Source organism: Nesterenkonia suensis (assembly GCF_054782935.1).
Window position 1 is genome coordinate 26896 of the sequence record NZ_BAAGRN010000001.1, and the last position, 26633, is coordinate 53528.

Here is a 26633-nt window from a genome sequence, read left to right on the forward strand (position 1 = left end):
CGAGCCTCGTCATGACAGATCTCGTAGTCGTCGGATCCGGCCTCTTCGGGCTGACCGTCGCCGAGCAGGCCGCCTCCCGGCTGGGACTGGACGTCACCGTCGTCGAACGCCGGGACCACATCGGCGGCAACGCGTACTCCGAGGTGGAGCCGCGCACCGGCATCGAGGTGCACCGCTACGGGGCCCACCTGTTCCACACCTCCCATGAACGGGTCTGGGCCTACGCACGGCGCTTCACGGAGTTCACCGACTACACCCACCGGGTCCACACAGTGCATCACGGTGAGGTGTACCCCATGCCCATCAACCTGGGCACCATCAACCAGTTCTTCCGCACGGCCCACGGTCCTCAGGAGGCGCGCGCCCTCATCGCGGACCAGGCCGCCGAGCTGGCCGGCCGCACGCCCCGGAACCTGGACGAACAGGGCATCGCGCTGATCGGGCGGCCGCTGTACGAGGCGTTCATCCGCGGGTACACCGCCAAGCAGTGGCAGACCGACCCGCAGGAGCTCCCCGCCTCCATCATCCGGCGCCTCCCGGTGCGCTACACCTATGACACCCGCTACTTCGACGACGCGCACCAGGGCCTGCCGGTGGACGGCTACACGGCCTGGCTGACCCGGATGGCAGACCACCCGCGGATCACCCTCAGGCTGGGGACCGACTTCTTCGACGTCGACCAGCCGGTGAATCGGGACGCGGTGCGCGGCCGCGTCCCCGTGGTCTACACCGGGCCGATCGACCGGTACTTCGATCACGCTGCCGGGGACCTGAGCTGGCGGACGCTGGACTTCGAACAGGAGGTCCTGGACGTCGGCGACCATCAGGGCACTGCGGTGATGAACTATGCCGACCAGGACGTCCCCTACACCCGGGTCCACGAGTTCCGGCACTTCCACCCGGAACGGAGTTGGTACCCGGAGGACGCCACCGTCATCATGCGGGAGTACTCGCGTTTCGCCGGACGGGCCGACGAGCCGTACTACCCGATCAACACCGCGGAGGACCGGCGTCGACTGACCACCTACCGGCAGATGGCCGCCCAGGAGCCGGGTGTGCACTTCGGGGGTCGCCTGGGCACGTACCAGTACCTCGACATGCATATGGCGATCGCCTCGGCGCTGACGCTGACGGACAACACGCTCGCGGAGCTCTTCCGCATCGGCGCCTCCGGCGGGGTCACGCCGGCCGAGGGAGCATCACGGTCAGGGTGAACCACTGGGCGTCGGCGTCCACGGAGAGCGTGCCGCCGTAGCTCTCGGCGATCTGCCGCATGTTCCGCAGTCCGTACCCGTGGTCCGAGGCGTCGGACTTGGTGGAGCGGGGCAGCCCGTCCTCGAACGTCAGCGTCTCGCGGAACGGGTTCTCCACCACCACGACGACGAAGGCGTCCCGGCGTCGGACATCCACCCGGACGAGGCGCTGCTCCGGCTCGGTGATCGCGGCGGCCGCTCGCAGAGCGTTGTCCAGGGCGTTGCCGAACAGCGCGGAGACGTCCAGCGGCGCCATGAAGTCCATGGCCTCGCCGTCGGCGACGCAGGTGACCTCCACGCCGAGATCGGCCGCATCGGCCAGCTTGGTGGCCAGCACGGCGTCGAGGACACCGTGGCCGGTCTGCACTTGGTTCCCGTACCCCCGGATGCTCTCTTCGAGCTTGTCCAGGTACTGGGCCGTCGACCCCGGGTCCGTCTCAGCCCGCAGCGCCGTGATGTAGTGCTTCAGATCGTGGTATTTCCGGTTGACCTCGTCGATGCTGCGCTTGGACCGCAGGTACTCCTCATGCTGGGACCGCACCAGCTGCTCCATGGCCTGGACGTCGCGGAGCCGGCGCATCTCCTGCCGCTGGGCGTGCAGCGCCACGAGCGCGGTGTACCCGGCCACATCCACCAGCGTCCGGATGTAGAACACCTCCAGCCCGGCCCGGCCGCTGAAGGGCGTGTTGGCGCTGACGAAGCTGAGATTGCTCATCAGGAAGGTCACCACCGCGATGGCGGCGGCGGCGATGAGCCCCCGGCCGTCGACCTCAGGCGGGGCTCCGCGCTGGAACAGCCGCCGTTCCAGCCGCCAGGCCAGCACGAAGCATGCGCCGTAGACGGTGACCACCAGCAGCGCCGTCGTCGTGACGGGCGCGCCCTCGGGGAAGAAGAACACGTGGAGCTGCCACGTCAGCGAGGCCACCAGCTCGGCCAGCACGAAGGCTCGCGCCAGCAGGTACCCGGTGTCCCGGGTGCCGAGCCTGGTGCTCCAGGCCAGGAAGCCGTACATCACTGCCACCGCGGCGAGCATGCCCCCGGTCCACAGGGCGATGGGCAGGCGGCTGGCGATCTCGTGGACCACGATGAGTGCGAGCAGCGCTCCGGCGGCGAGGGCGCCGAGACCGCGGGAGGGGCGCCGGTGCAGCAGCACGTAGAGCAGGCAGGCCGCCCATTCGGCGTGGGCGGTCAGCAGCCGGGGGATGTCGGGCAGCGTGCCCTCGATCACCGCTCGTCCTTCATGTGGGCGGTGAGCGCCTCCATGAACGCCCGGCGGCGGGGCCGCGAGATCTGCAGCCGGGAGCCGGTGCGCATGATCGCGCGGCTGTCCTGGACGCCGACGACGTGGCGCAGGTTGACCAGGTAGCCGTTGTTGCAGCGGAAGAACCCGTGGTCGGCGAGCTCAGCCTCGAAGGCTTTCAGCGTGCCGGTGAGCACGTACTGCCGATCGAGGGCGTGGACGGTGATCCGGTGCTTGTCGCTCTCCAGGTGCACGATCGCGGGAACCTCCACGCGGGCGGCGCCGTCGGAGGTGTTGAGCATGATCGAGGCGGCGGGGGAGCGGCGGATTCGCTGGGTCGCCCGGTCGATCTCGTGGGAGAAGGGAAAGTACTTCACCGGCTTGACCAGGTAGTTCAGGGCGCCGACCTCGTAGCCGCGGATCGCCAGATGGGCCATGTTGGTCACGAAGACGATGATGACCTGGTCGTCCAGGTTGCGGATGCGTTGGGCCGTCTCGAAGCCGTCGAGCCCGGGCATCTGCACGTCGAGGAAGATGAGGTCGAACTCCGCGCGATAGGGGGAGGTGAACTCTTCGCCGCTGGAGAAGGTGCTGACCTCGAACGGCTGGCCGTGGGTCTGCTGGTAGCGGTGCAGGTGCGAGGTCAGGATCGCGCGGGGCTCCTCCTCGTCGTCGACGACGGCGACGCGAACGGCTCCCTCCACCGGCGATCGTCTCCTGTCCACGGCTGGTGATGACGCGGACCAGGCTACTACAGGGTGAGAGGCGTCACGGGCGCACGAGGGACGGGCGGTCATGGCACCGGCTTCCCGATCGAGTGGGGGATTCTTCGAGGTGCGGCGCCCGGGTCCGGCCCCAGATCACGAGAAATCCCCCGATGGATGCTGCGGGGCCTGGCCCGCGATAGTGTGAAGGCTGGTGAATTTTCGTCTTCCGAGGAGCTCGTGCATGTCAGCATCAGATGAACTCGACGGCCCGTTCGAGAAGCGCTACGTGGCCGTGGGCGACTCGTTCACCGAGGGTGTCGGGGACATCGACCCCTCCAGCCCCAACGACTGCCGGGGGTGGGCCGACCGGGTCGCCGCACAGCTGATCGCCAATGACCCCTCATGGGGCTATGCCAATCTGGCGATCCGTGGCAAGAAGCTCGGGCAGGTCATCGACGAGCAGCTGGAGACCGCGCTCGCGCTGGAGCCCACGCTGGTGACGCTCTACGCCGGGGGCAACGACATCCTCCGGCCGCTGGTCAACATCGACGGCCTCATGGCCCGGTATCGCCACGCGGTGAAGAAGCTCGTGGACTCCGGGGCCCGGGTGGTGCTGTTCACCGGCTTCGACTCGGGCAAGGCCCCTCTGTTCAAGGCCACCCGTGGCCGCACGGCGATCTACAACGAACACGTGCGCAAGATCGTCGACGACCTCGGCACCGATCTGGTGGACTTCTGGCACATGAAGGAGTTCCAGGACTGGCGGTACTGGGATGTGGATCGCATGCACCTGGGCATCGCCGGACACACCCGCATGGCCAAGGAGGTCCTGAAGGTCCTGGGCGAGACCGACGAGATCGAAGACCCCGAGATCGACGAGCTGCCGCCGCTCTCCCTGGTGGAGAAGACCGTGGACAACGTCAGCTGGGGTCGGGAGCACGTCTACCCGTGGGTCAAGCGTCGCCTGACCGGTCGCTCCTCCGGTGATGACATGTCCCCGAAGTACCCGGAGCTGACCTCCCGCGTCTGGTGAGGCACGGCCCGTCCGCCGGGGCATCCCGGCAGACGGGCCGTCCTTGAGACCGCACGGCCACGGTCATCGAATGACGGTCGGGCTCAGCCGAGCACGGCCGTCAGGGTCTCCTCCCAGAGTGACAGTGCCTCGTCCACCTCGGCCTCGCTGACCACCAGCGCCGGGATGAACCGCACGTTCTGTCCGTACATGCCGTTGTTCAGCAGCAGCAGTCCGCGCTTGGCGGCCTCCTGCTGGACCGCGGCCGAGGTCGCCCCGTCCGGCTCGCCGTCGGCGTCGACGAACTCCACGGCCAGCATCAGGCCGAGCCCGGTCACCCCGGCCACCTGGGCATGCTGCTCACCGATACGCTCCAGACCGGCCCGCAGCTGGGCGCCGCGGGCGGCGGCGTTGTTCACCAGCCCCGCCTCCTGGATGACCTCCAGCGTGGCGGCGGCTGCGGCGCAGGCCACCGCATTCGCCCCGTAGGTGCCGCCCTGGGAGCCCGGCCAGGCCTTGGCCATGAGCTCTTCGGAGGCGGCGATGCCGGAGATCGGGAATCCGGAGGCGATGCCCTTGGCGAACATCATGATGTCCGGGGAGACGCCGAAATGGTCCTGTCCCCAGAACTCGCCGGTGCGGCCGAAGCCGGTCTGCACCTCGTCGAGGATCAGCAGGATCCCATGGGCCTCTGCCCGCTCGCGGAGCCCCTCGAAGAATCGGCGGTTCCCCGGCACGTAGCCGCCCTCGCCCAGCACCGGCTCCACCAGGAAGGCCGCGGTGTCCGACGGCGCCGACTGGGTCTGCAGCACCAGGTCCAGCTCGCGGAGTGCGAAGTCCGTGGCCTGCTCCTCGTCGAAGCCGTAGGCCCGGTAGTGCGTGGGGTTCGGGAAGGGCGCGACCGCCACGCCGGGCATCAGCGGTGCGTAGCCGGTTCTGAACTTGGTCCCGGAGGTGGTCAGTGAGGCCGCGGCGACGGTGCGTCCGTGGAATCCGCCCTGGAACACCACGATGTTCGGTCGTCCCGTGGCCTGCCGGGCCAGGCGCAGAGCAGCCTCCGCGGCCTCGGAGCCGGAGTTGGCGAAGAACAGAGAGTCCAGCCCAGCCGGCAGCACCTCGCCGAGACGTTCGATGAGCCGCTGCAGCGGCTCATGCATGATCGTCGTGTACTGGCCGTGGATGAGCTTGCCGACCTGGTCCTGCGCGGCCTCGACGACCTTCGGGTGGCAGTGACCGGTGCTGGTCACCCCGATGCCTGCGGTGAAGTCCAGATGCCGTCGGCCCTCGGCGTCGTACAGGTTGACGCCGTCGCCGTGGGTGGCGACCACGGGGGTCGCCTGCTTCAGGAGGGGGGAGAGTTTCGCCACCGGTGCACCTCATTCTGATTGTTGACAATCCATCCGTGGCCTAGGCTACTCGGTGGGAATGCAGAATGTCAGCCCACCGCTGGGAGGGTGCGACGTCGACTGTCGTCGGCTGTCGTCGTCGCACCCGTGACCGGCTGAGTCGGCGGGCGTATCGTGGCCACCACGTGGAGAAGACCAGCGTCAGCAAGCGTCAGAAGGAGTCCAGATGACAGGCAGCACCACTGAGACCGTGACCCCGAGCCGTGAGGCGGACATCGTCGCCCAGGCTCCGAAGCAGCTCTTCATCGACGGCCAGTGGGTCGATGCCCGCGGTGGTCGGACCCTCGACGTCCTCGATCCCTCCACCGGGGAGGTGCTCTGTGCCGTCGCCGACGCGTCCGTCGAGGACGGCTGGGACGCCCTGAAGGCCGCTGATCGTGCGCAGGCGGACCTCGCGGCGCTGCCGCCGCGGCAACGAGCCGACATCCTCATGCGCACCTTCGAGCTGATCCATGAGCGGATCGACGACCTCGCCCTGCTGATGACCTTGGAGATGGGCAAGCCGCTGGCCGAGGCCAAGGGGGAGGTCCGTTACGCGGCCGAGTTCTTCCGGCACTTCGCCGAAGAGACCACCCGCATCGACGGCGGCTACCAGACCGCCCCCACCGGAGGGTCCCGGTTCCTGGTGACCCGCCAGCCGGTGGGTCCCTCGATCCTCATCACCCCCTGGAACTTCCCGCTGGCGATGGGTGCGCGGAAGATCGGGCCCGCAATCGCGGCCGGCTGCACCTCGGTGACCAAGCCGGCCGCCCAGACCCCGCTGTCCATGCTGGCGCTGGGGGAGATCCTCGCCGAGGCCGGCGCACCCGCCGGAAGTGTGAACATCCTGGCCACCTCGACCTCCGGAAAGGTCATGGAGCCGCTGATCCGCTCCGGCATCGCACGGAAGCTCTCCTTCACCGGCTCGACCGAGGTGGGTCGACGGCTGCTGGAGCAGTGTGCGGAGAAGGTTCTGCGCACCTCGATGGAGCTCGGCGGCAACGCGGCCTTCGTGGTCTTCGAGGATGCGGACCTGGACAAGGCCGTCGACGGCGCGATGCTGGCCAAGATGCGCAACTCGGGCGAAGCCTGCACCGCGGCCAACCGGATCTTCGTGCACTGCAGTGTGATCGAGGAGTTCGGCCGTCGGCTCACCGAGCGGATGTCGGAGATGACCGTCGGTCGCGGGGTCGATGACGGCGTGACGGTCGGGCCGATGATCGACGCGAACCAGCGCGACAAGGTCGACGAGCTCGTCCAGGACGCGGTCTCCGGGGGGGCGCGCGTGCTCACCGGGGCCGAGGCGGTCGACGGCGGCGGGTTCTTCTACCGCCCCACCGTGCTCACCGACGTCCCGGAGTCCGCGCGGATGCGTGACGAGGAGATCTTCGGGCCGGTCGCGCCGCTGACTCCCTTCGACGCGGAGGAGGAGGCGGTGGCCGCGGTGAACTCCACCGAGTACGGCCTGGTCAACTACGTCTACACCGAGTCTCTGCGCCGTGGACTGCGCGTGGCCGAGGCGGTGGAGTCCGGCATGGTGGGGCTGAACCAGGGTGTGGTCTCCAATCCGGCCGCGCCCTTCGGCGGGGTCAAGGAGTCCGGGCTGGGCCGTGAGGGTGGCCCGACCGGCATCGACGAGTTCCTGGAGACCAAGCTCATCGGCATTGCGATGGACTGATCCGCCGAGGCGGGTCCCGCAGGCCCCTCGAGGCATCGAGCGGGGGATCTGTGGACAGCTCGGCGCGACATCATCGCGTCAGCTGTGCACAGGTCCCCCGCTCGACGTGTGCCGGGGCGCTGTGGCGTCGGGGTCTCGAGCCCGCCGCCGTCGTCGGGAATGAATGCCGCACCGTCTCCGTTGGACAGGACATGAAAAGTTGAGTCGACGCGACTCAAGTCAGTTTGACACCTCGAGGGCCGAGGTGGAGACTTGAGCCTGGTTCACTCAAGCAGACCTGCGCTCCACCCCGGAGCGAGACCGTCCACCGAAGGGAGTCCCCCACATGTCACGTGCAGTCGGCATCGACCTCGGAACCACGAACTCCGTCGTCACCGTCCTCGAAGGTGGCGAGCCCACCGTCATCACCAACGCCGAGGGCGCCCGCACCACCCCGTCCGTCGTCGCCTTCTCCAAGGACGACGAGGTCCTCGTCGGCGAGATCGCCCGCCGCCAGGCCGTCAACAACCCGGACCGGACCATCGCCTCGGTCAAGCGCCACATGGGCACGGACTGGACCAAGGAGATCGGCGGCAAGACCTACACCCCGCAGGAGATCTCCGCCCGCACGCTGATGAAGCTCAAGCACGACGCCGAGTCCTACCTGGGCGAGGACGTCACCGAGGCCGTCATCACCGTGCCGGCCTACTTCAACGACGCCGAGCGCCAGGCCACCAAGGAGGCCGGTGAGATCGCCGGCCTGAAGGTCTCCCGCATCGTGAACGAGCCGACCGCCGCGGCCCTGGCCTACGGCCTGGACAAGGGCAAGGAGGACGAGCTCATCCTCGTGTTCGACCTCGGAGGCGGCACGTTCGACGTCTCGCTGCTCGAGGTCGGCAAGGATGAGGACGAATTCTCCACCATCCAGGTCCGCTCCACCGCCGGTGACAACCGGCTCGGCGGCGACGACTGGGACCAGCGCATCATCGACTGGCTCGTCGAGCAGGTGAAGAACAAGGAGGGCGTGGACCTCTCCAAGGACAAGATCGCCGTGCCGCGTCTGAAGGACGCCGCCGAGCAGGCGAAGAAGGAGCTGTCCTCGGCCACCTCCACCGACATCAACCTGCAGTACGCCGCCATGACTGAGAACGGCCCGGTGCACGTCAACGAGACGCTGTCCCGCGCGAAGTTCCAGGACATGACCTCGGACCTGCTGGATCGCACCAAGAAGCCGTTCCAGGACGTCATCACCGAGGCTGGTGTGAAGGTCTCCGACATCGACCACGTCATCCTCGTCGGCGGCTCCACCCGCATGCCGGCGGTGGCCGACCTGGTCAAGGAGCTCTCCGGCAAGGACGCCAACAAGGGTGTCAACCCGGATGAGGTCGTCGCCGTCGGCGCAGCCCTGCAGGCCGGTGTGCTCGCCGGTGAGCGCAAGGACGTGCTGCTGATCGACGTCACCCCGCTCTCCCTGGGCATCGAGACCAAGGGCGGCGTGATGACCAAGCTGATCGAGCGCAACACCGCGATCCCGACCAAGCGCTCCGAGGTGTTCTCCACCGCCGAGGACAACCAGCCCTCCGTGGCCGTGCAGGTATTCCAGGGCGAGCGTGAGTTCACCCGGGACAACAAGGCGCTGGGCACCTTCGAGCTGACCGGCATCGCCCCGGCTCCGCGCGGCGTGCCGCAGATCGAGGTCACCTTCGACATCGACGCCAACGGGATCGTCCACGTCTCCGCCAAGGACAAGGGCACCGGCACCGAGCAGTCCATGACCATCACCGGCGGCACCTCCCTGGACAAGGAGGACATCGACCGCATGGTCGCCGACGCGGAGGCCCACGCGGAGGAGGACAAGAAGCGCCGCGAGGCTGCCGAGCAGCGCAACGCCGCCGAGACCACCGCCTACTCGGTGGACAAGCTGATCAAGGACAACGAGGACAAGCTCCCCGCCGAGGTCAAGGACGAGGTCCAGGCCGACGTCGACGCGCTGAAGAAGGCGCTCGAGGGTGAGGACAACGACGACGAGATCAAGTCCGCCTTCGAGAAGCTGCAGGCCTCCCAGACCAAGCTGGGCGAGGCGCTGTACTCGCAGGCCGGGGCCGACGCTGCCACCGACGGCGCCCCTGCTGGTGACGCTTCCGGTGAGGACGAGGACATCGTCGACGCCGAGGTCGTCGACGAGGACGCCGACGAGAAGAAGTGAGAGGTCTCCGCTGATGGCAGAGCAGGACCAGAACCCGGGCGCGGACGGCGCTGACCGTTCCGAGCCCGAGGAGCCGATCCGCTTCACCGACAAGCGCCGGATCGACCCGGAGACCGGGGAGCTCCGCCACGCCGAGAACGAGGCAGACTCCGCCGAGGACGCCGTCCCGGGCCCCTCGGCGGAGCCGGCCGACTCGGTGCAGGACCCGCTGGCCCAGGCCGAGCAGGTCCTGCGGGACCTCCCGGACGACGGCTCGGAGGTGACCGAGGCGGAGGTGACCGAGGCTGAGGTGATCGACGAGTCTCAGCTGGAGGACGCCACCCCGGGCCGGCCGGCGGCTGGTGACCGCGAGGCCGAGCTGCAGGCTGACCTGCAGCGTCTCCAGGCGGAGTACGTCAACTATCGGCGCCGGGTGGAGCGTGACCGGGCTGTGGAGCGTGACCGGACCGTCGGGCAGGTCATCTCGGCCCTGACGCCGGTGTTGGACGACATCCACGCGGCCCGTCAGGCCGGCGACCTGGCCGATGGGCCCTTCGCGGCGATCGCGGCGAAGCTGGAGTCGCTGCTGGAGCAGCAGGGCCTCGAGCGCATCGAGGAGGAGGCTGTGCCCTTCGACCCGTCGGTGCACGAGGCGCTGATGCAGCAGCCGCATCCGGAGATCCCTGCCGATCACGTGGCCGCCGTGCTCCGGGTCGGCTACCGCCACGGTGACCGTGTGCTGCGTGCCGCTCAGGTCATGGTCTCCACCGGCCCGGCCGAATGAGTCGAGGCTGAGACGTCGGCGTCGTCGGCGGGCTGACCACCAGCACCGCCGGCGACGCCGACATCCGGCACTCGGCAGGAATCCAGCAGGACCGAGACAGGACAGGACGCGACGGGGCCCGACCGAGGGTGGGTCCGACAGAGGAAGCAGGGAGGGAGGCGCCGTGGCCTCACAGGACTGGATCAACAAGGACTTCTACGCCATCCTGGGCGTCTCCAAGGAGGCGTCCGAGGACGAGATCAAGAAGGCGTACCGGAAGCTCGCCCGGAAGTATCACCCGGACAAGAACCCTGGGGACGAGGAGGCCGAGCAGAAGTTCAAGGACGTCTCTGAGGCCAACACCGTGCTCACTGACAAGGAGCAGCGCGAGCAGTACGACGCCATCCGCGCGATGGGCTCCGGCGCCCGCTTCTCCGGCGCGCCGAGCGGCGCCGGCGGGGCCTCCGGCTTCGAGGACATCTTCGGTGGTCTCTTCGGAGACGGCGGGGGATTCGGCCATGGCCGTGGCGGGCCCGACTTCTCCGACTTCTTCGGCGGTATGGGTGGGCGATTCGGCGGTGGCCCGCCCGCCAAGGGCGCCGACCGCACCGCCAAGACCACCATCTCCTTCGCCGGAGCCGTCCGCGGCACCACCGTGGGGCTTCGCGAATCTGACGGCAACGTCATCGACGTGCGTATCCCCGCCGGGGTGAAGGAAGGCCAGAAGGTCCGCGTCAAGGGCAAGGGCCAGCAGGGTCCCGGCGGTGCCGGCGATCTGCTGGTCGAAGTGTCCATCAGTCCGCATCGGTTCTTCGAGCGTGACGGCGACGACATCCGCATCCACCTGCCGGTCACCTTCGATGAGGCGGTGCTGGGGACCACAGTCGAGGTGCCCACCGTCCACGGGGAGAAGGTGCGCATCAAGATCCCCGCCGGGACGACGTCGGGGCGCACCCTGCGACTGAAGGGTCATGGGGTGCGCCGGAAGTCCACCCAGGGGGACATGCTCGTCGTCGTCGACGTGCAGGTGCCTCAGGAGCTGTCCGAGGATGCGGTCGAGGCAGTCAAGGCCTACGCGGAGGCGACCCGTGACGTCGACCCGCGACGGGACCTGGAGGCTCGCGCCGCGCTGTGACGCCCGGGGTGCCCGGGGTGCCGGGGACGCGGGGTGACCGAGACGTGACACAGGCCTGATCCCGGGCCGTCGGGAGGGGAGCCAGGAGGTGAGGAGCAGTGGTCAGGAGGCGCCGGCCCCAGATTGGGGGTGACGACCCTCGGATGATCGAGGCTGAGCATCGCCATGCCCCGCTGTTCGTCATCTCGGTGGCCGCCGAGCTGGCTGACATGCATCCTCAGACGCTGCGCCAGTACGACCGCATCGGGCTGGTGACCCCGCGGCGTCAGGGTGGCAGGCACCGGCGCTACTCGCCCTACGACGTCGAGCAGCTGCGGGAGATCCAGCAGCTCTCCCAGGAAGGCGTCTCGCTGGAAGGGATTCGGCGGATCATCGAGCTGCAGAACCGGGTGGAGGAGCTCGAGGAGACGGTCGATGCCTTGCGTGTCGAGCTGCGGGAGGCGGAACGGCACTCCACCAAGCCCCGGGTCTTCGCCGTGGGGCCCGCGGGCGACGTCGTCACCGTGGCGCGCGGGCGTCGAGCCCGGGCGAGCACGCAGGCGCTGGTGCTCTGGGATCCGCGCCGCCGCTGACAGGGCGCGATGGCCGCCCCCGTCGCCCCCGCCCCGTCGACAGCCCCGTCCCCCGTCGCACCCCGTCGACACGTCAGCGGCGGGGACGACGGCGTCGGTCAGCAGTCCGGCCAGCCACGCGGATCGAGGGGTGTCCCGACCACTGGGGAGAAGTTCGAGGTCTCCGGCCATGTGAGGGCCGTGTACCTCGAACTTCTCCCCACTGGATTCGGGGCCCGAGATCAGCGCTGGGGAGCGGAGGTCTCCTCGGCGTCGACCGCCTCGGAGCCGGCTCCGGCGGTGCCGCCGTCGCTCTCGTCCCCGTCCGGGCGCTGCCCTCCGTCCTCGGCATCCGTCGGCACGACAGGGATGGAGGAGGTCGCCAACGTCGTCGCCGGGGAGTAGGCCTCGACGTCGCCGTGCCAGTCCTCGTCACTTTCCGGAGTCCAGCCGTCCTCCCACTGGCCGGTGGTGAAGTCGTAACCGACCGGCTCGCCGTCGGCGTCGGTGCGCTGATACCACTGGGTGTAGATCTCGTCCTCCGAGTCCACACCAGCGCCGGCGCCGAGCCCCGGTGCGGTGGGGGCGACCTGAAGGGTGAAGTCGTCGCCGTAGCGGTCCACTCCGTCGATGACCGCGTCCCGCAGCGCCTTCTCCGCGTACTTGGTGCGCAGTGCCCGTGGGTCGGTGCGCACATCGCGCAGCCAGGCGACCATGATCAGCAGCATGATCACCGCGAACGGCACGGCGGTCACCGTGACCAGGGACTGCAGTCCCTGCAGGGCCGTCTCGCCCCCGGTGAGCAGCATGACCACGGCGACGCCGGTCATCACCAGGCCCCAGAAGACCACCACTGACTTGCGGGGGTTGAGATCGCCGCGGGTGGAGAAAATCCCCATCACCACGGAGGCGGAGTCGGCAGAGGTGATGAAGAAGATCGCCAGGACGAGCATGATGACCGCGGGCAGCCACTCCACGTAGGGCAGGTGGCTGATGATGGTGAACAGCACCTCGGCGGCGGGCATCTCGTCGTTGAAGCCCTCCAGGCCCTCGCGGTACATCCAGATCGAGGTGCCGCCCATGATGCCGTAGGCGACGAACAGCAGCGAGCTGGGGATCAGAATGACGCCGAGGATGAACTGGCGGATGGTGCGGCCGCGGGAGATGCGGGCGATGAAGACGCCGACGAAGGGCGACCAGGAGATCCACCACGCCCAGTAGAAGACCGTCCAGGCGGACTGGAAGGCCATGGTCTCCTGGCCCCAGGAGGCGGACCGGCCCATCAGCTCGAACAGCGAGCCGAAGTACTCCACGAACGAGGAGGGGACCAGGTTCAGCAGGAACAGGGTCGGGCCGAGCAGGAACACCAGGGAGATGATCCCGATGGTGAGCACGATGTTGATGTTGGACAGATAGCGGATGCCCCGGGCGACGCCGGAGACCGCGGAGAGCACGAAGCCGATGGTCAGGATCGCGATGACGACGATCAGTAACGTGTTGGTGATCTCGGACCCGGAGACGATGGTCCAGCCCTGACCGATCTGCATGGCTGCGATGCCGAGCGAGGCGGCGGTGCCGAACAGCGTGGCGATGATCGCGAAGATGTCGATCAGTTTCCCCGCCAGGCCGTCGGTGTGCCGGGCTCCGAAGAGGTTCCGGAAGATCGAGGACATCAGCGGGACCCGGCCGCGACGATAGGCGGCATAGGCCACCGCGCCGCCCACCAGGGCGTACATCGCCCAGGCGTGCACGCCCCAGTGGTAGTAGGTCTGGGCCATGGCGCCGTGCAGCGCCTCGGTGGTCTCCGCCTCGTGGGTCAGGGGGGCCGGGGAGTGGAAGTAGGTCAGCGGCTCGGAGGGTCCGAAGAACAGCACTCCGATGCCGATGCCGGCGGCGAAGAGCATCGCCGTCCAGGAGAAGGTGGAGAACTCGGGCTTCTCCCCGTCCTTGCCCAACGGGATCCGCCCGTACTTGGAGAACGCCAGGCACAGCAGGAAGATCAGCACCACGATGGCGACCGCGTTGAACAGCCAGCCCAGGTTCTCCATGGTCCAGCCGAAGGTGGCCCCGGCGACCTCGGCCACATGGGACGGGCTGTTCACGCCCCAGATCACGAAGGCCACGGTCAGCAGGCCGGCGATCAGGAAGACCACGCGGTCCACGGAGTATCGGCGCCGTTGTTCGTCGATGCCGATGCCCGGCACCAGGGCCGGGTGGATGTTGTGGGGGTATTCGCCCTGGGAGTAGACGTTGAGTCGTCTCAGTGCCGTGCCTGCCCGTCGGGGGGCGGTCCCCGTTCTGCCGGCGGTCTCCGTGATCGAGCCTTCGCCCGGAGACGGGTGGTCTGTGGGAGAAGCCTCGTCGGCGGGGGAGGGCCGGGACTCGTCGTCGCGGCTGTGGGGCGGCTGAGAGTCAGCCATGCGGATCACACCTCAGGTGTCTCGGGAACAGTTCTCTCGTCGGACAAAGTGTGGGGGACCAGCCTGGGTCCTGAGCGGGACTCAGCCCTGCGGGGTGCGTACGAAGGTCAGGTCGAAGATGCGGCGCCCGGCCTTGAGGGCCTTGGCCTCGAAGTCGGTCTGGATCCGGCCGGCGAAACGCGGAGCCCAGCCGCCGACGTCGTCGGTCGCCTCCTGAGGCGGCAGCGGCTGCGGGGTCTTGCCCATGCTGCGCGCATCCAGGTCCTCCAGGCGCACTGCGGTCAGCGGAGACTCGTCGCCGGTGCGCTGGCCGGCGTGGACGTTGGTGAACGCCGGGGAGGCCGAGATGGTGTCCCGCATCTGCACCGCGTAGCCGGACCAGTCGGTGGCCAGCCGCCAGATGCCGCCGTCGGGCAGCACGCGGGCGACCTTCTCCACGAACGAGTCCTGGATGAGGCGGCGCTTGGTGTGCTTCTTCTTGTGCCACGGGTCCGGGAAGAACACCCACACCTCGGCGACGGAATCCTCGGGCAGGAGCTTGTCCAGCACCTCGGTGGCGTCCACGTTGGCGACCCGCACGTTGCGCAGGCCCTCGCGACGGATTCGACTGACCAGCTGGGCGACCCCGGGGCGGTAGACCTCCACGGCCAGGAAGTTCTTCTCCGGGGCCTGGGCCGCCGCGTGGGCGATCGCCTCCCCGGATCCGGTGCCGATCTCCACGATCAGCTCCGCGTCCCGGCCGAACTCGGCCTTCCAATCGATGCGGAAGTCATCGGCGACGGCGGTGTCCCGCTCGCCATGCGGGATGTCCAGCAGCTCCTGGCCGAGGGCGGTGTCCCAGGCGCGCTGGCGGCGCGGGGTCAGCCGGTTGCTGCGGCGCACGAAGGACAGCGGGTGACGCATGTGGTGCCGGGCTGGATTCTGCTCGGAGTGCTGGCTTTCAGGGGACACGGATCTTCGGCTCTCTGTTCGGGTGCAGGTGCTGCCGCCGGGCCCGGGTGATGTGGTGCTGCGGTGGTGGGCCGGCGGCGCGGCGACGACACGCCATCGTATCGGACCTCGGTCCGCTGCCCCAGGGGTGGGAGGGCCGCAGTCCGTGGGTCAGGCGTGGGTCGCCGTCGAGCACTGCCCTGGAGCATATCGCAAAACCTGATCAAAAGTCAGGTGGCTTGCGATCTCGGAGGGTGCCTCATTACGCTGAGCGGCATGTCCTCCACGACGACGGGCCTCCCGTCCGCCGACCGCATCCGCGGGGCGATCCGCGCCAGCGGACGCTCCCAGCGACAGGTGGCCGCCGAGATGGGCATCGACGAGACCAAACTCTCCAAGTCGCTCTCGGGCCAGCGGCGGTTCACCGAGGACGAGATCGTCGCGCTGGCTCGGGTGACCGGAGTGGCCGTCAGCGCCCTGGTGGGCTGTACGCCCGGGGAGGCTCCCGTCTCCGTGACCCCGCCTGATGCCGATCCCGGCGGGGCCTCGCCGGTCACCCCCGAGCAGGCTCGCCGTCGCCGGGAGATCATCGAGGCGGCCTGGGGGCTCTTCGCGCAGAAGGGCTTCGAGGCGGTCCGCGTCAGTGACATCGCCGCCGCCGCAGGCGTCTCCAGCGCCACTGTGCACTACTACTTCCCGACCAAACCTGACCTGTTCGCCATGTCCTTGAACCATTCGGTGAAGCTGGCCTATGACCGGCAGATCGCCCGGCTGACCGGCGTGGAGGATCCCGTGGAGCGGCTGTGGAGGCTGCTGGAGATGCAGTCCCCGCACGGTGAGGCCGGTCGGCTGGACTGGTCCATCTGGTTGCAGTCCTGGAACCGGGTGGCCCTCGACGGCGGCCGAGACCAGGAGTACGTGGAGATCTACCGACGCTGGTCGGAGACCGTCCGCGCCGCCGTCGCCGCCGGGCAGCAGTCCGGAGTGTTCCATTCCGGTTCCAGCGAGGAACTCACCGGAGAACTCACCGCGTTCGTCGATGGGATGGGAGTCCAGGTGCTCACCGGGGTGATCACTGAGGAAACCATGCAGCGCCGCGTCCGCGACCACCTGCGGCGACGCATTCTGCTACCGCATGTGGAGCTGCCGATCGCGGATCTGCCGGTGGAGCGCCCGGTGCCGTCCTCGCAGGGATCTCCGCCGGTGGGCGCATGAGACCGCGACCCACACACCCCATCTCGAGAGGAACCCCTCCTATGTCACGTCCCGTCATCGTCACCTGCGCGCTGACCGGCGCCGGCGACACCGCTGGCCGCAGCGAGCACGTCCCGGTCACCCCGGAGCAGATCGCCGCCGACGCGATCGCCGCGGCACGGGCCGGCGCGTCCATCGTCCACATCCACGTCCGCGACCCGGAGACCACCCAGGGCTCCCGCGACGTGGCCCACTACCGCGAGGCGGTGCGGATCATCCGGGAGTCCGACGTCGACCCCGTCCTCAACCTCACCGCTGGGATGGGCGGAGACCTGGTCATCGACCCGCAGCGGCCCACCGACCAGCTCGACGGCACCGACCTGATCAACGCGCTCGACCGCCTCCCGCATGTGGAGGAACTGCGCCCTGAGATCTGCACGATCGACTGCGGCTCGCTGAACTTCGGCGAGGGCAGCAACCTCTACGTCTCCACCCCGGACATGCTCCGTGAGGGGGCGGCGAGGATCCAGGAGCTCGGAGTGACGCCGGAGATGGAGATCTTCGACACCGGGAACCTGTGGTTCGCCAACGTCCTGGTGGAGGAGGGGTTGATCGATCCGCCGCCCCTGTACCAGCTGTGCATGGGGATCCCCTATGGGGCCCCGGCCGACCCGCGCCTGCTGCGGACGATGGTGGACATGCTTCCCGAGGGCGCCGAGTTCACCTCCTTCGCCCTGGGCCGGAACCAGCTGCCCTGGGCCGCCCGCTCCGTGCTCGCCGGCGGCCACGTGCGCGTCGGCTTGGAGGACAACCTCTACCTGTCCAAGGGAGTCAAGGCCACCAACGCTCAGCTGACCGAGCGTGCCGTGGGCATCGTCGAGTCCCTGGGCGAGCGGGTCGCCACCCCGGACGAGGCGCGGGAGATCCTGGACCTGACGGTCCAGTCCCCCTCCGCAGGGAAGGGGGCCTGAGCATGGCCGCAGCGCTGCGCAGCATCGACGACGTCGGCACCATCGCCTGTGTGGGAGCCGGCACCATCGGCGGCGGGTGGGCCGCCTATTTTCTGGCCCGCGGCCACCGGGTGAAGGTCTGGGACCCCGCCCCGGACGCCGAGGAACGCCTGGGCCGGCTCATCGACGCCGCCTGGCCGGCCCTGGAGCAGCTGGACATGCTCGACGGCGCGGACCGGCACGCCTGGAGCGTGCACACCGACCTGGCCGAGGCCGTCGACGGCGTCGGCTTCGTCCAGGAGTCCGCGCCGGAGGACTTGACGGTGAAACGTCGGCTGCTGGCGGACCTGGATGCGGTCACCGCGCCCGACGTCGTCATCGGTTCCTCCACCTCCGGGTTCGGCATGACGGAGATGGCCGCCGAGGTGGTCCGCCCGGAGCGTTTCGTGGTGGGCCACCCGTTCAATCCGCCCTACCTGATCCCGCTGGTGGAGGTGGTCGGCGGGGAGGGCACCGCCTCCGAGGTGGTGGACTGGGCGGCGGAGTTCTACACCGCGTCGGGCAAGTCGGTGATCCGGATGGACCGGGAGGTGCCCGGGTTCATCGCCAACCGGCTGCAGGAGGCCCTGTGGCGCGAGGCGCTGCACATGATGGACAACGGCGAGGCCACCGTGGAGCAGATCGACCGGTCCATCAAGGACGGTCCAGGGCTGCGCTGGCCGATGCACGGGCCCATGCTCACATTCCACCTCGCCGGAGGAGAGGGCGGCATGGCGCACATGCTCGACCACTTCGGCCCGTCCTTGAAGTCCCCGTGGACCCGGCTGGAGGCGCCCGAGCTGACCGAGGAGCTGCGCGCCCGCGTGGTGGCCGGATGTGCCGAGGCCAGCGCAGGCCGCAGCGTGGCCGAGCTGGTGGCCGAGCGCGACGCCGGCATCATCGCCATCCGTCGCCTGCTGGGCGGCACGCGGCTGCCGGGCGACGCAGCGCAGGGAGCGTCATGACCGAGGCGAGGCTGCCGATGTATGAGGCCCGGGTGGCGCCGGAATGGATCGACTACAACGGGCACATGTCCGAGGCCTTCTACGTGCTGGTCTTCGGGCACGCCACCGACCAGGCGATGGAGCACCTCGGCATGGGCCCCGCCGACCGGGAGGCCAGCGGCTGCTCGCTCTACACCGTGGAGGCCCACGTTCGGTATCTGCGGGAGGTCGGCCTGGGCTCGCCCGTGACGGTACGCACCAGGGTGGTCGGCGAGGGGCCCAAGAAGCTGCACCTGGCCCATGAGATGCACTCCGGCGCCGAGCTGGTGGCCACCGAGGAGATCCTCGGGCTGCATGTGGACCAGTCCGTCGGAGGGACCGTGGTCTTCCCTGAACCGGTGGCCGCTGCGATCCGGGATCACGCCGAGGAGCTCCCGGAGTGGTGCGGCCGCCGGGTGGGCTGAGGCGGCGCCGGGGAGCGGCTGAGGGCGATCCTCGCCCTCAGTCCAGGATCTCGGCTGCTCCGGTGAGGAACTCCTGAAGCAGCGGCCCGTTGGTGGTGGAGCCGAATTCGCCCTCCTCGACGAAGATCGCCACCGCGAGGTCGTCGTGGAAGGCGGCCACCCAGGTGTGGGCATACATGTCGTCCTCCGAGCCTGCCTGGGCGGTGCCGGTCTTCGCGTACACATGTCCGCCCGGGACGTCGATCAGGTCCGCGAGCGTGCCGTACTCGACAGTGTCGTGCATCAGCGCGCGCAGGTCCTCGGCCTCCTCCTCGCTGAGCCCGGAGCCCTCGTCGGCCTCGGGCGCGTCCGCGGCGGGACCTGCCAGGTACGGGTGGACCGTCTCCCCGGCGGCCACGGAGGCTGTCACGGTGGCCATGCCCAGCGCGGAGGTCTCGACCACGCCCTGTCCGAAGAGGTTCGCGGCATGCAGATTCAGCTCGGAGTCATCCGGGATGCTGCCGAAGCGGCTGTGCAGGCCGATCTGCTGAGACTCGTCGTCCAGGCCGAGGTCGAAGGCCGCCTCCTGCAGCTCCGTCGAGCTGACATCCTCCCAGGCGTTGACGAACAGGGTGTTGCAGGAGGTGGCCACGGCCTCGGTGAACTCCACCGAGCCGGTGTATTCGGCGGGGAACCCGACGTAGTTGCGGAACACCTGGCCATGCACCCGGGCGGAGCTGGGGCACTCGACGGTGGAGTCGGGGGAGAGACCGTCGCGCAGCATCGCCAGCGAGGAGACCACTTTGAAGCTCGAGCCCGGCGCGAAGGTCGACTGCGTAGCCGTGGAGACCCAGGAGTCCTCGGTGTGGTGATCGGCGGCGGCGAGGATTCCGCCGTCGGAGGGGCGGATCGCGACCAGCGAGGCGGTGGAGTCCTCGACGCCGTCGACGACGTCCTGGGCGAGGTTCTGCAGGCGGGGCACCAGCGAGGTCTCCAGATCCTCCCCGTCGATCGGGTCGCTGGAGAACAGCGTCTCCCCGTCCATGTGGATGCGAAGGCCCGGGGATCCGCGCAGCGACTCCTCATAGGCCGCCTGCAGACCGGAGGTGCCGATCGTGTCCCCGACGCTGAGGCTGGGGTCCTCCTCCAGGTGCTCGGCGGTCACCGGACCGACCCGGCCCAGCAGGGTCGGGGCGAAGTCGGCGGACTCGGCCAGCGGCATCTGGTCATCGATGATGTGGACCCCGGGGATACCCTCTAGATCGGCGGCGGTGACCGCATCAGAGTCGCGCCGGTGCACGATGGCCTCCACGAAGGCCTGGTCCCCATGGGCGACCACACGATCCGCATAGGTCTCGGCGTCGAGGCTGAGGACCTCCGCGAGCTGCTCGGCGGCCTCCCGCTGGACATCCTCGTCGGGGGAGTCGTCACCAGCGGCGAGCTGGGTCTTGTCGATCCCGATGCGCACCACATCCCGGTGATAGACCATCGCGCGGCCTGAGTCGTCCATGATCCGGCCGCGCTCGGCGTTGACCGTGGAGATCCCGATGCCCGCGCCGCTGACGTAACCGGGCAGGACGATCTCCGCATCGGGCTCCAGGCGCCACTGTTCCGCTTCAGCGTCATAGGTGAACTCGGCCTGGGTCTCGTAGCTCCAGCTCTCGTCCTCCAGCCCGAGGTCGGTCAGGTCCCAGGAGTGCTCAAGGTCCACTGTCGCAGCGGGCGGGCGGTGGGAGTCCTCCGGCGGCTCCTCCACGCTGATCTCGCCGATGCTGACCTCCGGGGCGATCTCGCCGAACGGCGCATGGAGGGTCGCCACGGCGTCGTCGAGGTCCTGAGGCCCGGCACCGGTGCGCACGGTGACGTCGGAGAAGTCACCGGTCTGCAGCGCGGAGGCGAGGGCCTCGGCGGAGGAGTCCGGGGTGGGTCGTTCATCGCCGCAGCCGGTGAGCAGCGCCAGCGTGCCGACGGCCACCACACCCAGGCTGAGACGGCGGCGGGGGTGCGAAGTGATCAACATGCCCACCAGTATGCCCGCAGGCGGTGACACGACATCGGTTCGTGACAGATCAGCAGGCGGCGCTGCGAGGCGAGAGCTCACCGACAGTGCCGCATCCCCGGAGGTGAGACCTCACCGGTCCTGTCCGCACGCGGCGGTCACCGCCTCGGCGAACTCGCGCATTGAGCGAAACTCGGCGCCGTAGCTCCAGCCCTCGGCCGGTTCCGGGGTCGCCCCCCAGCCCGGCCGGTCGTGCCGCCGATTGATCCACACCGAGTCCAGTCCATGACGGCGGGCCGGGACGTGATCGTGGAACAGGCTCTGGGCCACATGCAGCAGATCGTCTCGGTCTCTTCCCCGCTCCTGCAACCAGCCGTCCAGCGCAGTGAAGTGTGGTGCGGCGGGCTTGTAGGCTCCCACGTCCTCTGCGGTGATGATGGCCGTGAACTCCCCGCGCAGGTGCTCATTGCTGCCCGCGAAGCCGACCCGGTGGACATTGGAGAGGATGACCAGGTCATAGTGCTCGCGCAGCGCGGCCAGGGCCTCGGCGGAGTCGGGGAACGCCGGCCAGTCCGGCACGGAGGCTCCCATCCGCTGCGCCCAGGAGTCGCTGACTGGAGTGTCCAGATCCTTGCCGGTGCGTCGGAGCGCCTCGGCCAGCACGTCCGGGTAGAGCCAGGTGGGGCGCTCCCGCATGACGGCGGCCTCCTGGTCCGCGTAGGCCAGCAGGAGCTCCTCGGCGTCCAGAGTGAGGCCCTGGTCCCGAGCCCAGGGGACGAGCACGGAGGACAGTCCGCTCTCCCAATCGATGAGCGTGCCGTAGCAGTCGAAGCTGAGGACAGAGTACGCGGTGAGGTCCTTCATGGCCTCCATCCTCGCAGACACGTGTCCGAACAGCGGAGGGCGCTCCTCGGCGGCGACGCGATGGGGAGTCCCTCAGACTGCCAGCCGGTAGCCGCGCTTGACCACTGTGGTCACCACTCCGCTCACCGGCAGGGCCTTCCGCAGCCGGGAGACCCACATCTCCAGGGCGTGCTCCGAGTCGCAGTGCCCCAGCACCGCCAGCAGATGCTCCCGAGAGAGCACCGCGCCCTCCGCCTTGACCAGGGCCCGCATCAGGGCCAGGGGCCCCGGCGCCAGGCGCACCGGCTGTTCGGTGACCTCCGGCAGGCGCACCTCGGCGCCGCGCAGCTCCACCGGACCGTGCCGGGTGTCCACCCGCAGCGTCTGGTGCTCCTCCAAGTGGTCGCAGACCAGCCGGATCATCGCGCCCAGCCGCCAGCGGGAGGGGATGATGGGGTGGATGCCCGATTCATGCAGCGGGGCGGCGGTCACATCCCCCACCGCCGCGGAGACGACGTCGGAGCGGAACGCCTCGAACAGCGCGGCGGCTCGGCCGTACTGGTGAGCCACCTCCAGGAAGGCGTCCACAGCGGGCGCAGCGGTGAAGGTGATGATGTCCAGCTGCCGTTCGACCACCGCGTCGATCATCCGCAGCAGCGCCGAGTCCTCGGCCGGTTTGGCCCACATATAAGGCATCACCGTGATGACCCGTGCCCCGGCGGCCTCGATGCGGGCGATCTGCTCATGGTCGGTGCGGCCATGCAGCTGGAAGGCCACGGTGGTGCCCGCCAGATCCTTCTCCAGGAGCATGTCGATCACCGTGGCGGTGCGTTCGTCGTCGGCCGCGCCGTCGTCGTCCAGTCCCGCGGCACGGACCGCCCCCCGGGCCTTCGGGCCCCGGACCAGGATGCTGGAACCCTCCAAGGCCTCATGCAGCGCGGTGCCCAGTCCGTAGGCGTCGGCGGCCTCCGCCCAGCGGCGCATCCCGTAGGCGGTGGTGATGATCGTATGGTCCGGGCGGGCCTCCACCACCAGGCGGGTGTCCCGCTGCAGGGTCACCGACTCGGTCATCGGGGCGATGCGCAGCGCGGGCGCATGCATGACCTCCGCCCCACGCCGCTCGAAGGCGGAGATGAGATCCTCGCTGCGCCGATCGGAGGTCACCCCGATACGGAACCCGGCCAGCGTCTGCGGCAGCCCGGACGCCGCCGGCGGCGCAGGGGACGAGGCGCTGTCGGGTGTGGCCGCACGCGCTGTGGGACGGGCCTCGGAGGACATGGGGGCCAGGGAGTCCGGGTTCACAGCACTGCCCCCGCGAGTGCGCGGATGCGCTGCACTCCGGCTCCCTCGGTGAGCTGTCCGTCCGAGCCCTGCCGGCCGTCCGAGCCCTGCCGGCCGTCCGAGCCCTGCCGGGCGGCCTCTCCCGTGCGGGGTTCGACGGCGGCCAGCCGGACCACCTCGCCGATCACCAGCACCGCGGGGTGGCTGATCCGGGCTTGGGCGGCCACGCCCAGGATCTCGCCCAGCGGGGCGATCGACACGCGCTGGTCGGGGCTGAAGCCGTGCTCCACGATGCTCACCGGGACGTCGTCGCCCAGTCCGTGACGGCGCAGCCCGGTGACCGTGTGGCCCAGCGTGCCCACGCCCATGAGGATCACAGTGGTGCCGCTGAGCCCGACGAGCCCGGCCAGCTCCTCCTCGCTGAGCGGGTCATGTCCGGAGATCACGGTGAACGCCTTCGAGGCGCCGCGGGCGGTGACCGGGATGCCGGCGGCGGCCGGGACCGCGATGGCCGAGGAGATCCCCGGCACCACGGTGACCGGCACGTCGGCCTCCCGGCAGGCGGCGACCTCCTCACAGCCGCGGCCGAAGACGAACGGGTCTCCGCCTTTGAGCCGCACCACGGCCTGGCCTGTCTGTGCTGCCTCGATCATCATCCGTTGGATCGTCTCCTGCGGGACCCGGTGATGTCCAGGCCGCTTGCCGACGTCGACCAGCTCAGCCCCCGGCGCCCAGCCGGGCAGGTGGTCGGTGGGGGCGAGACGGTCGTAGAAGACGACGTCGGCGGCGGCCAGGGTGTCTCGGGCGCGGACCGTCATCAGGTCCGCCGCGCCGGGTCCGCCGCCGACCAGGGTCACGTGGCCGATCATGACTGCACCCCCACCGGCTGGCCGGCCGGCTGACCGGCAGGCTCGCCGCCGTCGTCGTCGGGGCCCTGACGCACCGGGATGCGCGGCCCGGAGAGCAGCACGGACCCCTCGCCGGAGGCGGCCGCCTCGACCTCCTCCGCCGTGGCCGGGCGCCGCTGGTCCCGTTCCACCACGTAGGCCAGCCCGGTGTCCGGGGCGTCCGGGGCGTTGACGAAGCTGCGGAAGCGGCGCAGCTTCTCCGGATCCCTCAGCGTCGCCGCCCACTCATCCTCATAGCGGCCCACATGGGTGGACATCGCAGCCTCCAGGTCCTCGGCGATGCCCAAGGAGTCCTTCACGACGACGTCGTGGACGTGGTCCACCCCGCCCGGGAGCTCCTCCATCCAACGGGCGGTGCGCTGCAGCCTGTCAGCCGTGCGCACGTAGTAGATGATGTATCGGTCGATGTAGCGCAGCAGGGTCTCGTCGTCGAGGTCCTTGGCCAGCAGCTCGGCATGGGCAGGGGTGGCGCCGCCGTTGCCGCCCACATAGAGGTTCCAACCCTCCGAGGTCGCGATGACGCCGACATCCTTCCCCCGGGCCTCAGCGCACTCCCGGGCGCAGCCGGAGACCCCGAACTTCAGCTTGTGCGGGGAGCGCAGCCCCCGGTACCGCATCTCCAGCTCGATGGCCATCGCCACCGAGTCCTGGACGCCGTAGCGGCACCAGGTGGAACCCACGCAGGACTTCACATTGCGCAGGGCCTTCCCATAGGCCTGCCCGGACTCGAAGCCGGCCTCCACCAGGCGCTTCCAGATCAGCGGCAGCTGCTCCAGCCGGGCACCGAACATGTCGATCCGCTGGGCGCCGGTGATCTTGGTGTAGAGGTCGAACTCCTGGGCGACCCGCGCGATCACCGCGAGCTTCTCCGGGGTGATCTCCCCGGCCGGCACTCGCGGCACCACCGAGTAGGTGCCGTCCTTCTGCATGTTCGCCAGGGCACGGTCATTGGTGTCCTGCAGGGCGCCGCGGCCGCCGTCGAGGATGTACTCATCATGCTGGGCCGCCAGCACCGAGGCGATCACCGGCTTGCAGATGTCACAGCCGAAGTTGACGCTCGCATCGGCCGGGGTGCCGAAGCGTTCGATGATCTCGGTGAACGATGTGAGTCCGGTGGCCTGCACCGCCTCGAAGAGCCCGGCGCGGGAGAGGTCAAAGTGCTCGCACAGGGCATGCGAGACCTCCATCCCCTGGGCGACCATCTCCTTCTCCATGATCTTCTTGGCCATCGGCAGGCAGGAGCCGCACTGGGTGCCCACCTTGGTGCAGGACTTCAGCGCGCCGATGTCCGCGCACGGCGGGGCGGTGCCGTCGCCGGCCACGGCCTTCCGCAGAGTGCCCGCACAGATGTCCTTGCAGGAGCACACCTGCGCGTCGTCTGGAAGCTCCAGCTCGGCGACGTCGCCTCCGCCGGCGGCCGAGAGGAGCGCGCCCGGCTCGGCGGGCAGCTCGCGGTCCAGCAGCGGACGCAGGGAGGAGTAGGGAGAGGCATCGCCGACGAAGATGCCGCCCAGCAGGGTCTTCGCATCCTCGGAGACGACCAGCTTCTGGTAGACGCCGTCGGCCGGGTCCGCGTAGACGACCTCCAGGGCGCCCTCGGTCTCGGCGAAGCCGTCGCCGAAGGACGCCACATCCATGCCGGCGAGCTTGAGCTTCGCCGCGGTGTCGAAGCCGTCGAACTCTGCGGCCCCGCCGGCCAGCCGGTCCGCGACCACTTCGGCCATCGCGTTGGCCGGGGCCACCAGGCCCATGCAGATGTCCTCGAAGCAGGCGACCTCCCCGATGGCCCACACATGCGGCGCCGAGGTGGCGCAGGTCGCGTCGATGACCGCGCCGCCGCGAGAACCCAGCTGCAGCCCGGCATCCCGAGCCAGCTCGTCACGGGCGGTGATCCCGATGGCGGCGACGATCAGATCCGCCGCCACAGGGGCCAGAGTGGGGAAGGTCAGCGCGTAACGGGGCTGCGGCGCTGCGGCGGGGGATGACGGAGTGGAAGCGTCGTCGGCGGAGGCCGGGACGGCGTCGTCGCGGATCTGCAGCCCGGCAGGGCGCTCGCCGCAGTGCAGGTCATAGCCCTCCTTCTCCAGCAGCCGGTTCAGCGTGCGGCCGCCGAACTCGTCGAGCTGGGCGTTCATCAGCCACGGCTTGGAGTGCACCACCGTGACCTCAGCGCCCAGCCCCTTCAGCCCGCCGGCGGCCTCCAGGCCGAGCAGCCCGCCGCCGATCACGGCGCACTGCGGGGTCCGGCCGAGCTCGGCGCCGAGCTCGGCCACACGCTGGCGGAGCCAGTCGACGTCGTCGAGGGTGCGGTAGACCGCGATCTGCTCGGCACCCTCGAGCGGGGGTCGGGGGGCGGACGAGCCGGTGGCCAGGACGAGCTCGTCGTAGCCGATGGACTCCCCGTCGGCGGTGGTGACGGTCTGAGCGTCGATGTCGAGGGCGGTGACGGCGCGGGAGGTGTGCAGCGTGACCTGCGGAGACTCCCACAGGCTCGGCTCGCCGAGCAGCAGGTCGTCGTCGGTGGCGAAGCGCTTGGAGAGCCCCACCCGGTCATAGGGAGGCAGCGCCTCCTCGGTGAGGACGCTGATCCGTGTGCGGGGGAGCTCGCGGGAGACGAGAGCCTCGGTCAGCCGGTGGGCCGCCGGGCCGCCGCCGACGATGACGATGTGTCGGTCCTGGGCGTCGGTCTGGTTCGCTGTGCGGGGTGCAGACATGGATCCTCACCTTGCCGGTCGAGAAGGAGCGCATCGGGTGCGCGGCGCTCCGGGGTTGTCCCCAGCGTAGAGAGGGGCGA

The 26633-nt window shown here is 69.6% G+C and carries 21 protein-coding genes; 11 read left to right on the forward strand and 10 right to left on the reverse strand.

The features are described from left to right. The first annotated feature begins 11 nt into the window (after nucleotides 1–11). The gene (glf, locus tag ACYVKI_RS00105) at nucleotides 12–1214 is read left to right on the forward strand and encodes a UDP-galactopyranose mutase (RefSeq protein WP_460688314.1); all 1203 of its coding nucleotides are present in this window, start codon (nucleotides 12–14) and stop codon (nucleotides 1212–1214) included. On the opposite strand, the gene ACYVKI_RS00110 is transcribed toward glf, so the two are convergent. Beyond that, nucleotides 1180–2481, reverse strand: a complete 1302-nt coding sequence (locus ACYVKI_RS00110; protein WP_460688315.1) for an ATP-binding protein — start codon at nucleotides 2479–2481, stop codon at nucleotides 1180–1182. The two genes, glf and ACYVKI_RS00110, sit on opposite strands and share 35 nt — an antisense overlap. After that, complete coding sequence (locus tag ACYVKI_RS00115) at nucleotides 2478–3197, reverse strand: LytR/AlgR family response regulator transcription factor (protein WP_460688316.1); 720 nt, start codon at nucleotides 3195–3197, stop codon at nucleotides 2478–2480. The genes ACYVKI_RS00110 and ACYVKI_RS00115 overlap by 4 nt, the downstream gene beginning before the upstream one ends. A 244-nt stretch (nucleotides 3198–3441) precedes the next feature. Between ACYVKI_RS00115 and ACYVKI_RS00120 the strand changes: the two genes are divergently transcribed. Further along, nucleotides 3442–4233 (forward strand): SGNH/GDSL hydrolase family protein, encoded by a 792-nt coding sequence (locus ACYVKI_RS00120; RefSeq protein WP_460688317.1) that lies wholly within the window; start codon nucleotides 3442–3444, stop codon nucleotides 4231–4233. Nucleotides 4234–4316: 83 nt separating this feature from the next. Here the strand turns inward: ACYVKI_RS00120 and ACYVKI_RS00125 are convergent, their stop codons facing one another. Continuing rightward, entirely contained in the window at nucleotides 4317–5579 is a 1263-nt protein-coding gene (locus ACYVKI_RS00125) for an aspartate aminotransferase family protein (RefSeq protein ID WP_460688318.1), read from the reverse strand. Between the two features lie 205 nt (nucleotides 5580–5784). Here ACYVKI_RS00125 and ACYVKI_RS00130 point away from each other — a divergent pair, with 205 nt between their 5' ends. The 5 genes from ACYVKI_RS00130 to ACYVKI_RS00150 all read left to right on the forward strand — a co-directional run bounded on the left by ACYVKI_RS00130 (nucleotide 5785) and on the right by ACYVKI_RS00150 (nucleotide 11909). Continuing rightward, nucleotides 5785–7275, forward strand: a complete 1491-nt coding sequence (locus ACYVKI_RS00130; protein ID WP_460688319.1) for an NAD-dependent succinate-semialdehyde dehydrogenase — start codon at nucleotides 5785–5787, stop codon at nucleotides 7273–7275. 325 nt (nucleotides 7276–7600) lie between these two features. Then, complete coding sequence (dnaK, locus tag ACYVKI_RS00135; protein ID WP_460688320.1) at nucleotides 7601–9460, forward strand: molecular chaperone DnaK; 1860 nt, start codon at nucleotides 7601–7603, stop codon at nucleotides 9458–9460. Nucleotides 9461–9473: 13 nt separating this feature from the next. Further along, nucleotides 9474–10223 (forward strand): nucleotide exchange factor GrpE, encoded by a 750-nt coding sequence (locus tag ACYVKI_RS00140; protein WP_460688321.1) that lies wholly within the window; start codon nucleotides 9474–9476, stop codon nucleotides 10221–10223. Between the two features lie 163 nt (nucleotides 10224–10386). After that, nucleotides 10387–11337, forward strand: a complete 951-nt coding sequence (locus ACYVKI_RS00145) for a DnaJ C-terminal domain-containing protein (RefSeq protein ID WP_460688322.1) — start codon at nucleotides 10387–10389, stop codon at nucleotides 11335–11337. Between the two features lie 143 nt (nucleotides 11338–11480). Beyond that, on the forward strand, nucleotides 11481–11909 hold the full coding sequence (locus tag ACYVKI_RS00150) for a heat shock protein transcriptional repressor HspR (protein WP_460688323.1): 429 nt from the start codon (nucleotides 11481–11483) through the stop codon (nucleotides 11907–11909). Nucleotides 11910–12130: 221 nt separating this feature from the next. Here the strand turns inward: ACYVKI_RS00150 and ACYVKI_RS00155 are convergent, their stop codons facing one another. Together ACYVKI_RS00155 and trmB are read right to left on the reverse strand one after the other, a co-directional pair. Further along, complete coding sequence (locus ACYVKI_RS00155; RefSeq protein WP_460688324.1) at nucleotides 12131–14308, reverse strand: BCCT family transporter; 2178 nt, start codon at nucleotides 14306–14308, stop codon at nucleotides 12131–12133. Nucleotides 14309–14389: 81 nt separating this feature from the next. After that, nucleotides 14390–15259 carry a tRNA (guanosine(46)-N7)-methyltransferase TrmB gene (trmB, locus tag ACYVKI_RS00160; RefSeq protein ID WP_460688325.1) on the reverse strand — a complete coding sequence of 290 codons (870 nt, stop codon included), beginning with the start codon at nucleotides 15257–15259 and terminating at the stop codon, nucleotides 14390–14392. A gap of 255 nt (nucleotides 15260–15514) precedes the next feature. Between trmB and ACYVKI_RS00165 the strand changes: the two genes are divergently transcribed. Genes ACYVKI_RS00165 through ACYVKI_RS00180 form a run of 4 tightly spaced genes read left to right on the forward strand, consistent with a single transcriptional unit; the run spans nucleotide 15515 to nucleotide 18829 of the window. After that, nucleotides 15515–16453, forward strand: coding sequence for a TetR family transcriptional regulator (locus tag ACYVKI_RS00165; RefSeq protein WP_460688326.1), 939 nt, complete (start codon nucleotides 15515–15517; stop codon nucleotides 16451–16453). Nucleotides 16454–16494: 41 nt separating this feature from the next. Next, nucleotides 16495–17403 carry a beta-keto acid cleavage family enzyme gene (locus ACYVKI_RS00170; protein WP_460688327.1) on the forward strand — a complete coding sequence of 303 codons (909 nt, stop codon included), beginning with the start codon at nucleotides 16495–16497 and terminating at the stop codon, nucleotides 17401–17403. A gap of 2 nt (nucleotides 17404–17405) precedes the next feature. Continuing rightward, entirely contained in the window at nucleotides 17406–18386 is a 981-nt protein-coding gene (locus ACYVKI_RS00175; protein ID WP_460688328.1) for a 3-hydroxyacyl-CoA dehydrogenase NAD-binding domain-containing protein, read from the forward strand. Continuing rightward, nucleotides 18383–18829, forward strand: a complete 447-nt coding sequence (locus ACYVKI_RS00180) for a thioesterase family protein (RefSeq protein WP_460688329.1) — start codon at nucleotides 18383–18385, stop codon at nucleotides 18827–18829. The genes ACYVKI_RS00175 and ACYVKI_RS00180 overlap by 4 nt, the downstream gene beginning before the upstream one ends. A 37-nt stretch (nucleotides 18830–18866) precedes the next feature. Here the strand turns inward: ACYVKI_RS00180 and ACYVKI_RS00185 are convergent, their stop codons facing one another. The 5 genes from ACYVKI_RS00185 to nirB all read right to left on the reverse strand — a co-directional run bounded on the left by ACYVKI_RS00185 (nucleotide 18867) and on the right by nirB (nucleotide 26553). Beyond that, complete coding sequence (locus tag ACYVKI_RS00185) at nucleotides 18867–20828, reverse strand: penicillin-binding transpeptidase domain-containing protein (RefSeq protein WP_460688330.1); 1962 nt, start codon at nucleotides 20826–20828, stop codon at nucleotides 18867–18869. A 111-nt stretch (nucleotides 20829–20939) separates the two neighbouring features. Next, nucleotides 20940–21671 (reverse strand): HAD-IA family hydrolase, encoded by a 732-nt coding sequence (locus ACYVKI_RS00190; protein ID WP_460688331.1) that lies wholly within the window; start codon nucleotides 21669–21671, stop codon nucleotides 20940–20942. 72 nt (nucleotides 21672–21743) lie between these two features. Then, complete coding sequence (locus ACYVKI_RS00195; RefSeq protein WP_460688332.1) at nucleotides 21744–22928, reverse strand: uroporphyrinogen-III synthase; 1185 nt, start codon at nucleotides 22926–22928, stop codon at nucleotides 21744–21746. 20 nt (nucleotides 22929–22948) lie between these two features. Further along, nucleotides 22949–23800 (reverse strand): uroporphyrinogen-III C-methyltransferase, encoded by an 852-nt coding sequence (gene cobA / locus ACYVKI_RS00200; RefSeq protein WP_460688333.1) that lies wholly within the window; start codon nucleotides 23798–23800, stop codon nucleotides 22949–22951. Then, entirely contained in the window at nucleotides 23797–26553 is a 2757-nt protein-coding gene (gene nirB, locus ACYVKI_RS00205; RefSeq protein ID WP_460688334.1) for a nitrite reductase large subunit NirB, read from the reverse strand. The genes cobA and nirB overlap by 4 nt, the downstream gene beginning before the upstream one ends. Nucleotides 26554–26633 lie beyond the last annotated feature (80 nt).

Bases quoted from the DNA above. Each gene is read 5' to 3' on its own strand.
- glf (WP_460688314.1), top strand. From the start codon at position 12: ATGACAGATCTCGTAGTCGTCGGATCCGGCCTCTTCGGGCTGACCGTC.
- ACYVKI_RS00120 (WP_460688317.1), top strand. From the start codon at position 3,442: ATGTCAGCATCAGATGAACTCGACGGCCCGTTCGAGAAGCGCTACGTG.
- ACYVKI_RS00130 (WP_460688319.1), top strand. From the start codon at position 5,785: ATGACAGGCAGCACCACTGAGACCGTGACCCCGAGCCGTGAGGCGGAC.
- dnaK (WP_460688320.1), top strand. From the start codon at position 7,601: ATGTCACGTGCAGTCGGCATCGACCTCGGAACCACGAACTCCGTCGTC.
- ACYVKI_RS00140 (WP_460688321.1), top strand. From the start codon at position 9,474: ATGGCAGAGCAGGACCAGAACCCGGGCGCGGACGGCGCTGACCGTTCC.
- ACYVKI_RS00150 (WP_460688323.1), top strand. From the start codon at position 11,481: ATGATCGAGGCTGAGCATCGCCATGCCCCGCTGTTCGTCATCTCGGTG.
- ACYVKI_RS00155 (WP_460688324.1), bottom strand. From the start codon at position 14,308: ATGGCTGACTCTCAGCCGCCCCACAGCCGCGACGACGAGTCCCGGCCC.
- ACYVKI_RS00165 (WP_460688326.1), top strand. From the start codon at position 15,515: ATGTCCTCCACGACGACGGGCCTCCCGTCCGCCGACCGCATCCGCGGG.
- ACYVKI_RS00170 (WP_460688327.1), top strand. From the start codon at position 16,495: ATGTCACGTCCCGTCATCGTCACCTGCGCGCTGACCGGCGCCGGCGAC.
- ACYVKI_RS00175 (WP_460688328.1), top strand. From the start codon at position 17,406: ATGGCCGCAGCGCTGCGCAGCATCGACGACGTCGGCACCATCGCCTGT.
- ACYVKI_RS00180 (WP_460688329.1), top strand. From the start codon at position 18,383: ATGACCGAGGCGAGGCTGCCGATGTATGAGGCCCGGGTGGCGCCGGAA.
- ACYVKI_RS00185 (WP_460688330.1), bottom strand. From the start codon at position 20,828: ATGTTGATCACTTCGCACCCCCGCCGCCGTCTCAGCCTGGGTGTGGTG.
- ACYVKI_RS00190 (WP_460688331.1), bottom strand. From the start codon at position 21,671: ATGAAGGACCTCACCGCGTACTCTGTCCTCAGCTTCGACTGCTACGGC.
- ACYVKI_RS00195 (WP_460688332.1), bottom strand. From the start codon at position 22,928: ATGTCCTCCGAGGCCCGTCCCACAGCGCGTGCGGCCACACCCGACAGC.
- cobA (WP_460688333.1), bottom strand. From the start codon at position 23,800: ATGATCGGCCACGTGACCCTGGTCGGCGGCGGACCCGGCGCGGCGGAC.
- nirB (WP_460688334.1), bottom strand. From the start codon at position 26,553: ATGTCTGCACCCCGCACAGCGAACCAGACCGACGCCCAGGACCGACAC.